This is a genomic window from Enterococcus sp. GPZ-007 (genome assembly GCF_059374735.1).
Map to the genome: position 1 here is coordinate 1 of NZ_JCAFYN010000001.1, position 15653 is coordinate 15653.

Below are 15653 nucleotides of genomic sequence, written 5' to 3' on the forward strand. Positions count from 1 at the left end.
TAAGTTGTAGGTACCGAATGATTAGGCACTTACTATAATTCAATGTATCTTCTAATATGCTTAGGAGCTTTTCCAAACAAAAAACCCCGCTGCGATCAGCGAGGTCGGATATTCATTATTTAGCTAATGAATCTTTTGCTTGGTCAGCTAGTGCAGTGAAAGCAGCTGCGTCGTTAACTGCTAAGTCAGCTAACATTTTGCGGTTGATTTCGATACCGGCAACTTTAAGACCGTGCATTAATTTTGAGTAGCTCAAGCCGTTCATACGAGCTGCAGCGTTGATACGTGCAATCCACAATTTGCGGAAGTCGCGTTTCTTTTGACGACGATCGCGGTATGCGTAGTTGTATGAATTCATTACTTGTTCTTTAGCTGTTTTAAATAGAGTGTGTTTAGAACCGTAGTAACCTTTAGCTAGTTTTAGTGTCTTTTTACGACGTTTACGAGTTACAGTTCCACCTTTAACACGTGCCATGTTTAATTCCTCCTAATAAATAAATCATTGAATTTTTTTAGTTGTAAAGCGGGTTGCGCAATTATTTCATGCGTGCCAATTGTTGGCGGATACGTTTGTAATCGCCTTTAGCTACCATAGACGCTTTACGTAATTGACGACGTTGTTTTTTCGTTTTTCCGTGGAAACGGTGACTTGTAAATGCGCGGAAACGTTTTAAACCGCCGTTACCTGTGCGTTTTACACGTTTTGCTAAACCGCGATGTGTTTTTTGTTTTGGCATGACTAAAATTCCTCCTACTTTTCATTTCGCATACTCTTTAACCAGAGTCAAAGAAGCATTCTCAAAATTATTGCTAGTCTTTCTTCTCTTTCGGTGCAAGCACTAAGAACATGCTACGTCCGTCCATCTTCGCTTTTTGTTCCACTGTCGCGATATCGGCAGTTTCTTCAGCTAAGCGATCAAGAACTTTTTGACCAATATCTTTGTGGGTAATGGCACGGCCCTTGAAGCGGATCGAAGCTTTCACTTTGTCACCTTTTTCTAGGAATTTACGCGCATTACGAAGTTTTGTATTAAAGTCGTTCACGTCGATCGTTGGACTTAAGCGAACTTCTTTAACGTTGATCACTTTTTGTTTCTTGCGAGCTTCACGTTCTTTTTTCTGTTGTTCGAAACGATATTTACCATAATCCATAATACGCGCTACAGGTGGTTTCGCACCGGGAGCTACTAGGACTACATCAAGATTTGCTTGTTCAGCAATCTTTAAGGCTTCTACTTTCGATTTAACACCTAATTGTTCGCCGTCTTGTCCGATCAAACGTACTTCACGTGCACGAATGCCGTCGTTAACCATCATATCCTTTGCTATGGTCATTCACCTCCAAATTTTTTGAGAGAAAAAAGCAAATAAAAAAAACGAGTTCTTTACGAACCCGCACGTAGTTCGACTCATCAAAATGATTCGTCATTAACTATCTAGCCCAGCGAGATGTTCGCGTAAGGCGAGAAGCGGGTGCTTCTGCTTTCATTTCTCAACTTTATTAGTATACAAGCTGTTCTCCTGATTGTCAACCTCTTTCTCTCTATTTCTATTCGTTTTCAGAAACTTTCGGTTGAGTTTTCTTTGGTTTGTGTGCTAACCTATATAGGTAGGTCGTCAGCATAATCTATTTTGACCGTACAGTGCGATTCATTGAATTAATAAGCTGGCTTCATTAAGAAGTCTAGCGAAATAATAAATAAATAAATAGATATTTCAGCTTAATACTATAAAAAAGGAAGTGATGGAATGGAACAATCCTTTTTTAAAGAATTGATTCATTATCATAAACCAAAGGAATCACCGTTTCGCCTTATCGGTGCTGGCCTTTGTATGATCAGCGTTTTATTCACCGGCTATTTATCCCACCAGCTAGCTATTTCTAGTTTCGGCTCTTTAGGTATTTTCACCTTTCTTTATTATCAAAGACTTCCGTTAAAACAATTGATACTGCGCTTGTCTATTATTGGCAGCTTTTTGACTGCAGCGAATTTTCTTGGCATGCTTTCGACTCATGTGGCTTGGACTGCGCCAATCGTCGTCGCTGTTGTTGGTTTTTTAGGAAGATTCTTCTTTCGTCTCTACGGTATTGCCAAACCGGGACCTTTTTTTATTGTCATGGTTACGGCGATGGGCGTAAGTACGAAGATTCCACTAACTAAGATACCAGTGATGAGCGGGTACTTCTTTATTGGTGTGCTTTTCGCTTTGCTTTTTGCCCTTATTTTACATTTTGTAGAAAATGAACCCTTGCCTGAGCGTGAAACGTTAAAAACACTGAGAACGCGCATTGACGAAGATCCCGCAGTGGTTATGGACAGCCTGCTATACAGTGGTATTCTCTTTTTTGCTGTTTATTTGAGTTTAGGATTGCAGTTAAAGAATCCTTATTGGCTGGTTGTATCATGTGCAGCCATTCTGCAGGGGGACAATCTTCGAGCGATGGCTCATCGCAATATTCAACGAATCTTTGGCACTACGATAGGACTCGCTATTGCGGCATTTTTGCTCAATCTTCCACTCTCGGTTTTTGAAATGTTGCTGGTTATTACCGCCTTGTTCGTCACTGTGGAGTATTTTGTTAAACGCAATTACGCGATTGCGCAGTTCTTTACTACCCCCATGTCATTAATGCTTTCAATGCTGGTAAAACAGCAATATCTTTATACGTTGATCCAATTTCGCTTTCTCGGCATTGTGATCGGAAGCTTGTTAGGATTGCTTGCAGCTTGGATGATGAGTACCAGCTTAGAATTTTATAATCGGAAATTCCATGCGAATTAAATACCGCGATCAGAAAACCGAGTGACCTCACTCGGTTTTTGCTATAATGAGGTCATGAAAAATGAAGGAGGCTCTTCTATGTACCGATTGATTGCTTGCGATTTGGATGAGACACTGTTGGACAAAGGTCGGCATGTTTCAAAAAGAACGCAAGAAACAATAAAAATGGCCGAAGCGCAAGGCCTAGTATTCGCTCCGGCGACTGGTCGCGGATTTTATTCGATTAAGCAAACCCTAGAGGAATTGGACGCAGCAGACAAAGCGAAGCATTATATGATCGGCTTTAATGGTGGTGTGGTAGTAGAAAATCAAGGTCACACAATCATCAAAGACTTTCCGATGGATTACGAGATTTTAGCTCGTTTGTTTGAATTCGCTTCAAACTATGAGGTAGCAATTCACCTTTATACCTTTGAGCAAACCTACGTCTATCACAGCAACCCTGACGAGGATGCATATTTGACTACGATCCCCCATGAAAAACGACTGGATGATGACATCAGTTTTTTGAAGAACCAGACTTGCTACAAAGCGTTGTTCCAAAATTTGGATCGTAGCTATTTGGAAAAATTAGAACAAGAGCTGCCTGCTGATCTTCATGCTGCATTGGAAATCAGCTACTCCTCTAATCGCTACATCGAATTTAATCCCAAAGGTGTCGATAAAGGAGCCGCTTTGCGAACGTTGGCTGATCATTTAAATATTCCCATAGAAGAAACTATCGCCATTGGAGATAATACGAACGACCTCGCAATGATCCACGCAGCCGAATTAGGCATCGCTGTGGCGAATGCCGTACCCGCTGTAAAAGAAGCAGCACAGCATACAACGATTGCCGATCATGAGCAAAGTGCTGTAGCTGAAGTCATTGAAACTTTTATACTATAAATAATGGCAAAAAAAGCGAAACGATCAGCAAAAGATCGTTTCGCTTTTAGCGTATTCTGCGCCACAAAATCAAGATCAACCACACGGATAATCCAAGACTGATAACTAAGGTAATCACCCAGCCGATTTCAGAATGAGTAAAGGGCAGCGGCATATTCATCCCGAAAAAGCCAGTCACAATTGTCGGGATCGTCAACAACAACGACCAAATCGTCAAAATTTTCATCGTATCATTCAAGTTGTTGTTCAACAAATTATTGTACGTGCCGGATAGCTGATCCAAAATCTCACTGGATAATTTCGTCATCTCTACCGCCTGCTTGGCCTCGATCAACGCATCATCCAACTCTTCTTTTTCCTTATCTGTAAAGCTTGAAAAAATCGCTTGAACCTTCACCTGTTCTAAAAGAACTGCATTTTGTTTCGTAGCAGTCACTAAGTAAACGAGCCCTATTTCCAAATCAGATAATGCCAATAAATTTTTATTCGTCGTTTTTTCTCGCAATTTCTTATTCAACTGAATCCGTTGACTATCTACTTCTTCGACTAATGGAAAGTAATAATCCGAGATCAGAAACAATGTATGAAACAGCAAACTCGCTGTACTTTGATTCGATTCGTTCGCCAATAAATTCTCAATAATATTCTCGACGTAAGCCGTCCGCTCGTTCACAAAAGAGAAGAAATAATGATCCTTCAAAATGAACGCCATTGGACTCGTTTCATAATGATTGTCCTTTTTCAACAAGTTAGGTACATTGAAAATCAGCAGCAACGCTTTTTCCATCGGATCATATTCCACTCGTGCCCGTTCATTATCATCCAGCGCATAGGTCAGCATCTCATCGCTAATAGAAAAATCTTCTCGTAATTTCTTTACTTCATGGGATTGCGTACTATCCACATTGATCCATGAACACATCTCTTGATTAAATGTTTGTCTGCTGTCCATTAGAATCCTCCTGGTCTAGATCATTCTAATCCAGTATATCAAAAAACAGCCCTTTGGTAATTCAATGCTGCCCAAATATAAGAGAAAAACAGCAACGAATCACTTCGTTCCTGCTCCCCTCGTCTCTATCTATCCCTTCACACCACCAGCGGTGATTCCTTCAACATAGTATTTCTGCATCACCATGAACAATAGCGTGATCGGAATCGCGATAATCACACACCCCGCTGTAAAAGGCATAAACCACTGATTGATCTTATCCGGCTGCAGCATCGTAAATAACCCGATCGCAACAGTGTATTTCTGTTTTTGCTGCCCTAAAATCACTTGAGCAAAAATGAAATCCATCCAAGGTATCATGAATGTCATTAATGCCGTGTACACGATGATCGGTTTGGATAAGGGCAGCGTAATTTTGAAGAAAATATCCTTTTTAGTCGCCCCGTCGATCATTGCTGATTCATCCAACGAATATGGAATCGTATCAAAGAAACCTTTCGCAATATAAAATGTGAGTGCCGCACCCGAAGAATAGACAATCACCAATGCAACCAACGTGCCATCCAGCTCCATCGCTTTTAAAATATAATACACAGCGATCATACTCATGAAAGCTGGAAACATGTTCAAAATCAACGCTAATTTTAAGAAACGGTTTCGAAACTTAAACTTGATTCGCGAAACCGAATAGGCGATTGCTACCGTAATAAAGGTTGAGATGAGACATGTAGCAATTGCTACGATCAGCGTATTCATAAACCAGCGGGCAAACGGATACGAACTATTGGTGAACAACATTTTGTAATTTTCTAAAGTGAAGGTTTTCGGAATAATGTAATTGACTGACATAGCCCCTTCTCCACGAAAGCTGGTCAGGACAACCCATAAAATCGGAAATAGCCAGATCACCGAAAGAATGATCAATAAGACGTAGACAAACGATAATGTTCGACGTTTTTTCATTTTCATTATTGCAGGCCTCCTTCATAAGATTTCGAGCGAGTATAGGCAAGCAAACTAAAGACGGCACTCAATACAAAAATTATGATCCCAATCACACTCGCCAAGTTGTAATCACTGGCTATCACCGTTAACTTGTAGAGCCAGGTAACCAGCAAATCAGTATCCCCAGCTTGATAGAGGGCGGAATTATTCGGTTTTCCTTCAGTTAGCAAGTAAATCACATTGAAATTATTGATGTTGCCAATAAATTGCTGGATCAGATTCGGGGTCATGATCAGCAGGATTTGCGGAAACGTAATCGAACGAAAAATCTGGAACTTATTTGCGCCATCGATCTCCGCCGCTTCGATCTGCTCAGTTGGCAGGTTCATAATAATTCCTGTTGCAATCAACATCGTTACTGGAATCCCTACCCACATGTTGACAAATATAATCGAGAATTTCGCCCATGTACCGTCACTTAAAAACGGCAACGCATTAGAGATCAATCCCCATCTTTCTAATAAGGCATTTACTGGTCCCCAATCAGCTAATAAATTGCGCATAATTAATAAGGAAACAAATTGCGGCACTGCCATTGTAATCACAAAAATCGTCCGGAAAATCTTTTTACCTCGCAGTCCTTTTGTATTGATCAATAATGCCAGCAAAATCCCAAAGAAGAAGTTGGTCGCTGTCGCTACAACCGCCCAAATCATCGTCCAAGACAGTAACGGCATAAACGTCTCGGCCATTCGTCCAGTCAAAATATTTCTAAAATTCGCAATTCCGACCCAGTCAAACAAATGCCCCGGAGGCAAATGATTATGATCATAATTCGTAAATGCCAAAGCGATCATATAAACCAGTGGTAAAATCGTGAACAGCAGAACACCGATCAACGGAATAATCATCAATGTCATATGGAAACGTCCATTAGTCAGTGTTTTCAGATCTTCTTTAAAACTCGGGATCTTTTTATGCGCCTTATTCAACACAAATAGCTTACGCGTACTCTTCAAGCTGCACCAATATACATAGAAAAAGATGCCGCAGAAAATGATCGCTGCTAACCCATAGATCATCAGCAGCATGGAATTATCGCCTTCTACAGAAACCTTCATTCGGATTCCATCGATCGTCTGCCATTGCATCCCTTGAGTATTCGTTCCTAATGTGATTAAGCCAATAATCCCTGGAACAATCTGATAAATACATGCAACAATAAATGCTATTTCAGCCAATAAGAATAAAAGCCCTTTAAAAATTTGCTTGTTTAACAAATTGCTCAATCCCATAACCACAAAGGATAGCTTTGTTTTGAGGTCACCTTCTTTGAACACTCGTTTCATCGAAATTTCTTCGCCGTAGCTCTCGGCTATTTCCATCGACAAAACCTCCTTTTTCAGAAATGATTTTTTAGTAAGTAAAAACGATTTCGGAGCAAAAAGGATACTTCTTGCCCCGATAATCATTCATGTCTATTTTTCGCCAGAGATATCCTTCACTAGCTGGTCCAGTTTCGCTTGGTATTGATCGGGTTTGATTTTCCCATTATAGGTATCACTCAATACAGCCGCAGATGATGTCCAGAAATTAGTCATTTCAGGAATCTTCGGCATAACCACAGAGTAATCCGATCCGCTCATCGTCACTACAGCTTTGGCCAACTCATCATTTGCCACATAATCTGCTTGTTGAATTTTTGTGTTGGTTGGAACAATATTTCTTGTTTCATCTTTAAACTGCGCTTCTTGAACTGCTTCACTAGATAAATAAGAAGCCAGCTTATAATCAGCAGCGATTTTTTTCGAATCACCATCAGCCGGGGCTTGGTTTACTGCATAAAGCTTCACACCTAAGAAGGCTTTTTGTTGAACTTCATTATCGCCAATCGTGATTTTTGGATAGACAGCAATTCCTAAATTGTCTTTTCCAATGGCCTCTGTGGCTTTCTCTTTATCCCATGGACCGGATTCGAACGCAGCAATCTTTTCGTTCTCGAATTGCGAAATATAATCATCCCCTACATTTACAAATCCAGGATTGTCTTTCTGATTCGCGATCCATTGAAGAACGGAAACACCTGCAGGATTGTTCCAATCCGTACCCTTCACATCTTCTCCGTTATCACCAAATAGCTTATCGCCCACCGACATGAATAATGGTCCAATTTTATAAGCATCCACAGCCTTCAAATTCGCACCAAATGTCGCATCTTTTGTGATGTTCTCATAGGATTTTACTTGGTCCTCATTCAACATTTTTTTATTGTAGTAAAGAACTTGTGATTCAACACCGTATGGGAACGCATACACTTTATCTTTGTAAGTAGCTCCAACTAACGCTGTCTCAGATTGTTCTGCTTTGATCTCATCTGCGTATTTTTCAGGAATTTCTTGGATCACTCCTGAGTCCACTAATTGGCCTAATTGATCATGTGGCAGAGCAAAAACATCTGCAGCAGAGGAAGGATCCTTTTTCACGTTTTCCTGCGCCTTAGCATCTTCTGTTTCGACAACCTTTACACTAATATCTGGATTTTCTTTTTCAAAATCCTTTAACACATTGGTGTAGAATTTTTTTGAATCAGTAGTGACCCATAATGTGATATCTGTTTTATCGGATGAACCAGAGGCTTTCTTTTCATCTGATCCTGATCCACACGCGGCCAACGTTAAGGCAGCTGCTCCTAACACAACTCCAGACAGTACATATTTTTTCAACTTGCTTTTCATTTCGCTTCCTCCTGCGTAGTTTGATTTTTTGCTACAGTCTACATTATGCAACCGATTGCGTTTAATTGCAATAGAAAGCGCTTATTTTTTTGAATTTTTCTTAAATTAATTTATTCGAAAATAAAAATAGCAGCATCTTTTTGTAATTATAAAATCGCCAAAGAAACAACAGAACACTAATAAATAAGCCGATAATATCGATATACCAATCCTAATTTTATCGTTACAGATAATTATTTAATTCATTTAAAAAAAGTTTTATATATTGCAACCGATTGCACAATATGTCATACTTGCACCACAATAATTTACCAAAAAGGAGTATTAGAATGGTTGAAATGAATCTAAAGCACATCCACAAAAAATATCCAAACAATGATGCTTACTCTGTAAAAGACTTTAATCTTGAAATCAAAAATCGCGAATTTATCGTTTTTGTCGGACCCTCTGGGTGCGGGAAGTCTACCACGCTTCGAATGATCGCTGGGCTAGAAGATATTACTGAGGGAGAGTTTGACATTGACGGTGTCAGAATGAACGATACGCCCCCTAAAGATCGTGATATTGCGATGGTTTTTCAAAACTATGCCTTATATCCTCATATGACAGTATTTGAAAATATGGCTTTTGGTTTGAAATTACGAAAATATCCAAAAAATGAAATCAAACAACGGGTTGAAGAAGCGGCAAAAATCTTAGGATTAACAGAGCTTTTAGACCGAAAACCAGCGGATATGTCAGGCGGGCAACGTCAACGAGTCGCTATGGGAAGAGCAATCGTTCGTGATGCGAAGGTCTTTTTGATGGATGAACCCTTGTCAAATTTAGATGCAAAGCTACGGGTTCAAATGCGAGCGGAGATCGCAAAAATCCATCAAAATCTAGGTGCTACCACCATTTATGTAACCCACGATCAGACTGAAGCAATGACGCTAGCTGATCGTATTGTAATCATGAATGCGGGGGTTATTCAGCAAGTCGGCTCCCCGCAGGAGTTATACAATAAACCGGCAAACAAATTTGTTGCCGGCTTTATGGGCAGTCCTGCTATGAACTTCTTCGAGGTTACGTTCAAAACTGGACGGATCTCAAACCATAAGGGATTGAATTTGCCTCTACCAGAGGGACAAGCGAAGACGCTCTCTGAAAAGGGATATGAAGGAAAGACACTGACTTTTGGTATTCGACCAGAGGATATTACAGCTGAAGAAGTCGCTTTAGAAGCTTACGAAGATTCAGTCGTCTCAGCCACTGTTGTCGTCAGTGAGCTGCTTGGATACGAATCCATGCTTTACTCAACAATTGGCGATACGGAATTTATCTCGAAAGTAGATGCCCGCGATTTTCACAATCCCGGCGAACGCATTGAGCTTGCCTTTAATTTAAACAAAGCCCGCTTTTTCGATTCTGAAACAGAAGAAGCGATTGATTAGCAACGGAGGTTTTTATGAACACAGCAGCAATTTACCATCGCACCGAAAGCGAATACGCCTATTTATATACCAACGAGTTAATGCATCTGCGCTTACGAACCGCTCGCGCAGACTGCAAACAGGTCTCCTTAGTTCATGGAGATCCCTATGAGTTAGACAAAAAGCGCTGGTATCGCAAACCCACGGCGATGAGGAAAACACTCTCTACCGACCTATACGATTATTGGGAGGTGGATATCACCGCCCCTCATCGCCGTTTAGGCTACGGATTTATTGTCACGGGCTACGATGAGACAACTGTTTTCTTTACTGAACACGGGGTTTTCCCGGTGGAGGAAGACTACTTGTTAATGGCAAATAATTATTTCCGAATGCCTTTTTTTCATGAAGTTGACCGCTTCAAGGCACCTCAATGGGTAAAGGAAACCGTTTGGTATCAAATATTCCCAGAACGTTTTGCCAATGGCGATCCTTCAAATGACCCAGAAGGTGTTCTCCCTTGGGGCAGCAAAGAATACCCTGGAAGACAGGATTTTTATGGCGGGGATTTGCAAGGAGTCATCGATCATTTAGATTATTTAAGTGAACTTGGAATCAATGGGATCTATTTCTGCCCGATCTTCACTGCTCCTACCAATCACAAATACGATACTACCGACTACTTAGAAATTGATCCCGCATTTGGAAACAAAGAACTCTTCCGCAAGCTCGTCGAGGAATGCCATCGTCGTGGCATCCGAATCATGTTGGACGCGGTTTTTAATCATATGGGCGACACTTCCCCGCAATGGCGCGATGTTCTTGAAAAAGGTGAAGACTCTCGTTTCAAAGATTGGTTCCATATCCATTCATTTCCTGTTCATTATACAAAAACGGATGATTTTGAAGTGGCTGAAAATATGAATTACGATACCTTCGCCTTTACGCCCCACATGCCGAAGTTAAACACCGCCAACAAAGAAGTGCAGGAATACATTTTGACCATCGCAAAGTATTGGATTCAAGAGTTCGATATTGACGCATGGCGTTTGGATGTTGCCAACGAAGTGGATCACCAACTATGGAAAAAATTTGCAGCAGCCTGTCACGAATTGAAAGATGATTTTTACCTATTAGGCGAATTTTGGCACAGCTCTCAACCTTGGCTGCAAGGGGATGAATTTACAGGTGTAATGAATTATGCTTTTACTGAATCAATTACGAATTATTTCTTGGAAAGAAAGATTCCACTAGATAAATTGGTTAGCAACCTGAATGAGCAATTGACACTTTACCGCAAACAGACAAATCAGATGATGCTGAATACGATTGATAGCCACGACACACCGCGCTTATTGACATTAGCGAGCGGCAACAAAGACCTGATGAAACAAGTCCTAGCCTTTCTCTATCTTCAGCAAGGAATTCCTTGTCTTTATTATGGAGATGAAATTGGTTTGGATGGCGGGATGGATCCAGATTGTCGAAAATGTATGATTTGGGAACCTGAGAAACAAGATTTACAACTTTTATCATTTGTAAAGCAGCTTATCGCCTTTCGTCGAGAAAATCAATTCACGCTTTGTGAAGGAACACTTGAGTGGCAGAAGATTGATCCAACCACAGGGATGCTGATTTTTTCACGAGATATCCCTGATGAACGCATTATCGGGATTTTCAACACCGGAGATCATTCTATCTTCGAGTATTCAACCGGCGAAGCCTTGATGCTGCATCTAGCAAACATCACAGATGAGGGAATCACACTTGAGCCAAACGGCTTTGTCATTTTAAAAAATTAGCAAATCATTGTTTTATAGGAGGTTGAAGCATATGCGTCATTGGTGGCAGGAAACTGTTGTCTACCAAATTTACCCACGAAGTTTTCAAGATACGAACGGGGATGGCATTGGGGACTTGGCGGGAATTATTTCACGACTTGATTATTTACAGAAGCTGGGGATCGGAGCGATTTGGTTAAGTCCAGTCTACCAAAGCCCGAATGATGATAACGGCTATGATATCTCAGATTATCAAGCAATTATGCAGGAATTCGGAACGATGGCTGAAATGGAGCAGCTGATCCAAGCCGCAAAGCAACGCGGTATTCGAATCATCCTCGATTTAGTCGTCAACCATACCAGCGATGAGCACAGATGGTTTATTGAGGCGCGAAAATCGAAAGACAATCCCTATCGTGACTTTTATATCTGGCGGGATCCAGTTCAGGATACCTACCCAAATAATTTGAAAAGTATTTTCAGCGGTCCCGCTTGGCAATACGATGAAACAACACAACAATATTATTTACATCTTTTCAGCAAGAAACAACCGGATTTAAATTGGGAAAATTCGGCGGTTCGACAAGCCGTGTACGACATGATGAATTTTTGGATTGATAAAGGAATCAGCGGCTTCCGAATGGACGTGATAGACTTGATCGGAAAAGTGCCCGATAAAGAAATTACCGGCAACGGTCCCAAGCTCCATGACTATTTACAGGAAATGAATCAAGCAACCTTTGGTGGAAAAGATCTATTGACTGTCGGAGAAACCTGGGGCGCAACGCCCGAAATCGCCAAGCTCTACTCCGACCCGGATCGCGAAGAACTGTCAATGGTCTTCCAATTCGAGCATATCGGCTTAGATGAAGTAGCAGGACAATCCAAGTGGGTCAGTCGCCCCTTGCAAATCAAAGAGCTGAAGGAAGTTTTTTCGAAATGGCAAACCAAATTAGGCGATCATGGCTGGAATTCGCTCTTTTGGAACAACCATGACCTCCCGCGTATTGTTTCACGCTGGGGAAATGATACAGAGTATCATGAAAAATCAGCGAAGCTATTAGCGATCTTACTCCATTGCATGAAGGGAACGCCTTACGTTTATCAAGGAGAAGAAATCGGTATGACCAATCATGTGGTCACGGATATCACGGAAGTCGAAGATATCGAAAGTCGAAACATGTACGCTGAACAAATCGCTGCCGGACAATCCAAAGAAACACTGTTGGCTGCAATCAATCAAAAAGGACGAGATAACGGACGAACGCCGATGCAATGGGACGCTTCTCCTAATGCCGATTTTACAACAGGCACTCCCTGGCTCGCAGTAGTACCAAATTATCCTAAGATTAATGTGGTGCAGGCTTTACGTGATCCCCAATCCATTTTCTATACCTACCAAAAATTGATCCAGTTGCGAAAAGAGCAGCCGATCATGGTATGGGGCGAGTACAAATTATTGACGGAAACAGCCGACGAGGTATTCAGCTATCTTCGAACTCACGAAGACAAGCGTTGGCTAATTGTCACGAATTTTTCAAATGAATCCCAGTCATTTACTTACCCTAAGGGAACACTAGGAAAAGTGATTATCTCAAACTTCACAACTGATATCCCTCGTGAAAGGACGATTCAGCTGGAACCGTGGGATGCCTTTGTCGTAGAACTAGGAGAAGAAGTATGAGCAAATGGTGGAAAAATGCCGTAGGATATCAAATTTATCCCCGCAGCTTTATGGACAGCAACGATGACGGTATCGGTGATCTAAAAGGTATTCAGGCAAAGCTTCCCTACCTAAAAGAGTTGGGGATTGACTTTATTTGGCTCAACCCCGTTTACCAAAGCCCCAACGTAGACAATGGTTATGATATCTCCGATTACCAGGCCATTAATCCAGAATTTGGCACGCTCGAAGACTTGAAGAACTTACTCACAGCAGCTCATGAAATAGGCATTCGCCTCATTATGGATTTAGTAGTCAATCACACGAGTGATCAGCATCCCTGGTTTTTAGAATCCAAAAAAAGTCGAGAAAATCCCTATCGCGATTACTACCTGTGGGCTGATGCTACACCGGATAAAATGCCGAATGACTGGAAAAGCTTTTTTGGCGGATCAACCTGGACTTATGACCCTACTACAAAACAGGCTTATTTTCACGTCTTCGCGAAAGAACAGCCCGATTTAAATTGGAAAAATCCAGCGATGCGAAAAGAAATCTATCAAATGATTCGTTGGTGGTTGGACTTGGGGATTGATGGGTTTCGCCTAGACGCCATCAGCCACATTCAAAAAGAGCCTTGGAATTTCAAAATCACGGATAACCCTTGGGCACCTTTTATGAATGTCGCGGGAATCGAAACCTATATGTCTGAATTACGAGAGATCTTCCGCAGCTACGACATCATGACTGTCGGTGAAGCCAGCGGAGTTAATAGTAAAACAGCACCCTTTTGGACTAGCGAAGAAGACGGCTATATCGATATGATCTTTGAACTGGAGCACCAGGTACGCACAGGCAGTCCCGGCTCCGAAACAGGGGATTTACTAGGGTTCAAGAAAGTATTATCGCGCTGGCAAAAGGACATGCAGCCGATGGGATGGAACGCACTGTACACCGATAATCATGATAATCCCCGCAGCAATTCGACCTTTGGAAATGAAACTCGAGAATCAGCAACAGCACTAGCAACGGCCTATATGCTGTTAAGAGGAACTCCTTTCATTTATCAAGGACAAGAATTAGGAATGACGAACTTCCCCTTCGAATCCATTGAGGAAGTCAATGCGACTGATTCCTTAGCTGCTTATCATGATTGGTTAGGAAAAGGATTATCACCTGAAGAAGCTCTGCGCCTAACCACTAATTGGACCCGCGACCATTCCCGGACACCCATGCATTGGACTGACTTCGGTGGCTTTTCAACGAACCTGCCTTGGATGAAGCTCAATCCTAACACGGATAAGATCAACGTTGCCCTTCAAGAAGCAGATCCCTTCTCGCCTTTCAACTATTACAAAAAGTTGATTGCCCTGAGAAAATCCTTGCCCGTCTTCCTGAATGGCAGCTATCATATTGAACTAGCCAAGCATCCCAAGGTCTGGGCCTATACACGTAAACTAGACTCAGAGGAAGCCTATGTTCTTGCAAATTTAAACGATCAGCCACAGACTGTCACACTGCCCAATCGCTGGATAAACACACCAGTCACAGTACTGTTATCGAATTACCAAGAGCCGCAATGGGCAAAAACAATTACACTGCGTTCCTTTGAAGCAATCGTAGTAAAAAAAGATGCTTAATCAATTACGATTAAGCATCTTTTCATTATTCTACCGCAGCCCCTTGAACATCTAAAATTTTTTCATCAATCAGACGAATCACTTCATCACGTGCGTCAGCATCATCGACAAAGTTCAAACGATCACCGTCGATTTGAATCTTTGGACTCTCGTTGTATTCTTCGTACCATTGATCATAACGGCTGTTTAATTCTTTATAATAGTCATATAATGTTGGATCAAATTCTAGCTGCTCATATTCCCGGCCACGTTTTTGAATCCGCTCCATCATCGTCTCGAAAGAAACACGAATATGCACAAGTAAATCGGGATGCTTTTTGTGGGCTGCATAAGGCAATTCCTGCATCATGTTCGCCAATAATTCATCGTATACCTTTACTTCTGTCTCTGTTGCTCGACCAAGATCGGCATTCAGGTGGAATAATAATGAATCCTCATAGATTGAACGATCCAAGACATTATTATCATCCTGCATCGCCTTTTTGATACTATCAAAACGTTTATTTAAAAAATAAATCTGCAATAAAAAAGCATACTGCTCTGGATCGGCATAAAACAGCGGCAATACCTCATTATCATCGATTGATTCATAAAAAGCTTGACTCCCTAAATGCTCTGACAACATTGCGGTCAAACTTGATTTCCCCGCTCCAATGGTTCCTGCTAATACGATCACGCTCATAGACCTCCAACTCGCTTCATACAAAATATAGTGCGTATTTTTCAACTTATCAAATATACCCCCAATATCTTGTGTCGTCAAACAAAATAGCTGAATCGAAGAAAAAAATTTTCTTCTAAGGAATGTTTAAAAATTCGCTGATTTTCAAAAACTTTTCAATGGTTTCGTTTA

Annotated in this window: 14 protein-coding genes and 1 other annotated feature; of the genes, 6 read left to right on the plus strand and 8 right to left on the minus strand. The window is 41.3% G+C overall.

Annotated features, from left to right (window positions below; genetic code table 11):
• Nucleotides 1-115: 115 nt before the first annotated feature.
• The 3 genes from rplT to infC all read right to left on the minus strand — a co-directional run bounded on the left by rplT (nucleotide 116) and on the right by infC (nucleotide 1335).
• Entirely contained in the window at nucleotides 116-475 is a 360-nt protein-coding gene (gene rplT, locus AC4J95_RS00005) for a 50S ribosomal protein L20 (RefSeq protein WP_010747118.1), read from the minus strand.
• A 61-nt stretch (nucleotides 476-536) separates the two neighbouring features.
• The gene (gene rpmI / locus AC4J95_RS00010; protein ID WP_316401867.1) at nucleotides 537-737 is read right to left on the minus strand and encodes a 50S ribosomal protein L35; all 201 of its coding nucleotides are present in this window, start codon (nucleotides 735-737) and stop codon (nucleotides 537-539) included.
• 73 nt (nucleotides 738-810) lie between these two features.
• A complete protein-coding gene (gene infC / locus AC4J95_RS00015; protein WP_010747120.1) occupies nucleotides 811-1335 on the minus strand; it encodes a translation initiation factor IF-3 in 525 nt (174 codons plus the stop codon).
• A 27-nt stretch (nucleotides 1336-1362) separates the two neighbouring features.
• Nucleotides 1363-1491, minus strand: a sequence feature (ribosomal protein L20 leader region).
• Between the two features lie 258 nt (nucleotides 1492-1749).
• On the opposite strand from infC, the gene AC4J95_RS00020 reads away from it, so the two are divergent.
• A complete protein-coding gene (locus AC4J95_RS00020; protein WP_494548104.1) occupies nucleotides 1750-2784 on the plus strand; it encodes an FUSC family protein in 1035 nt (344 codons plus the stop codon).
• A 78-nt stretch (nucleotides 2785-2862) separates the two neighbouring features.
• Nucleotides 2863-3672 carry a Cof-type HAD-IIB family hydrolase gene (locus tag AC4J95_RS00025; RefSeq protein WP_494548105.1) on the plus strand — a complete coding sequence of 270 codons (810 nt, stop codon included), beginning with the start codon at nucleotides 2863-2865 and terminating at the stop codon, nucleotides 3670-3672.
• A 46-nt stretch (nucleotides 3673-3718) separates the two neighbouring features.
• Here the strand turns inward: AC4J95_RS00025 and AC4J95_RS00030 are convergent, their stop codons facing one another.
• The 4 genes from AC4J95_RS00030 to AC4J95_RS00045 form a co-directional block, all read right to left on the minus strand.
• Nucleotides 3719-4624, minus strand: coding sequence for a magnesium transporter CorA family protein (locus AC4J95_RS00030; protein WP_316401870.1), 906 nt, complete (start codon nucleotides 4622-4624; stop codon nucleotides 3719-3721).
• Nucleotides 4625-4753: 129 nt separating this feature from the next.
• A complete protein-coding gene (locus tag AC4J95_RS00035; RefSeq protein WP_494548106.1) occupies nucleotides 4754-5593 on the minus strand; it encodes a sugar ABC transporter permease in 840 nt (279 codons plus the stop codon).
• Complete coding sequence (locus tag AC4J95_RS00040) at nucleotides 5593-6918, minus strand: carbohydrate ABC transporter permease (RefSeq protein WP_494548348.1); 1326 nt, start codon at nucleotides 6916-6918, stop codon at nucleotides 5593-5595. Before AC4J95_RS00040 ends, AC4J95_RS00035 begins: the two co-directional genes overlap by 1 nt.
• 129 nt (nucleotides 6919-7047) lie before the next feature.
• Nucleotides 7048-8304, minus strand: coding sequence for an extracellular solute-binding protein (locus AC4J95_RS00045; RefSeq protein WP_316401873.1), 1257 nt, complete (start codon nucleotides 8302-8304; stop codon nucleotides 7048-7050).
• 329 nt (nucleotides 8305-8633) lie between these two features.
• Between AC4J95_RS00045 and AC4J95_RS00050 the strand changes: the two genes are divergently transcribed.
• From AC4J95_RS00050 to AC4J95_RS00065, 4 genes are read left to right on the plus strand one after another with little or no spacing between them, the layout of a single operon-like run.
• A complete protein-coding gene (locus tag AC4J95_RS00050) occupies nucleotides 8634-9737 on the plus strand; it encodes an ABC transporter ATP-binding protein (protein ID WP_494548107.1) in 1104 nt (367 codons plus the stop codon).
• A 14-nt stretch (nucleotides 9738-9751) separates the two neighbouring features.
• Nucleotides 9752-11518: a glycoside hydrolase family 13 protein gene (locus AC4J95_RS00055; RefSeq protein WP_494548108.1), complete on the plus strand. Its 1767-nt coding sequence runs from the start codon at nucleotides 9752-9754 to the stop codon at nucleotides 11516-11518.
• Between the two features lie 31 nt (nucleotides 11519-11549).
• Complete coding sequence (locus AC4J95_RS00060; RefSeq protein ID WP_494548109.1) at nucleotides 11550-13181, plus strand: glycoside hydrolase family 13 protein; 1632 nt, start codon at nucleotides 11550-11552, stop codon at nucleotides 13179-13181.
• Nucleotides 13178-14800, plus strand: a complete 1623-nt coding sequence (locus AC4J95_RS00065; RefSeq protein WP_494548110.1) for a glycoside hydrolase family 13 protein — start codon at nucleotides 13178-13180, stop codon at nucleotides 14798-14800. The genes AC4J95_RS00060 and AC4J95_RS00065 overlap by 4 nt, the downstream gene beginning before the upstream one ends.
• A 25-nt stretch (nucleotides 14801-14825) precedes the next feature.
• Here the strand turns inward: AC4J95_RS00065 and AC4J95_RS00070 are convergent, their stop codons facing one another.
• On the minus strand, nucleotides 14826-15482 hold the full coding sequence (locus tag AC4J95_RS00070; protein ID WP_494548111.1) for a deoxynucleoside kinase: 657 nt from the start codon (nucleotides 15480-15482) through the stop codon (nucleotides 14826-14828).
• Between the last annotated feature and the right edge of the window lie 171 nt (nucleotides 15483-15653).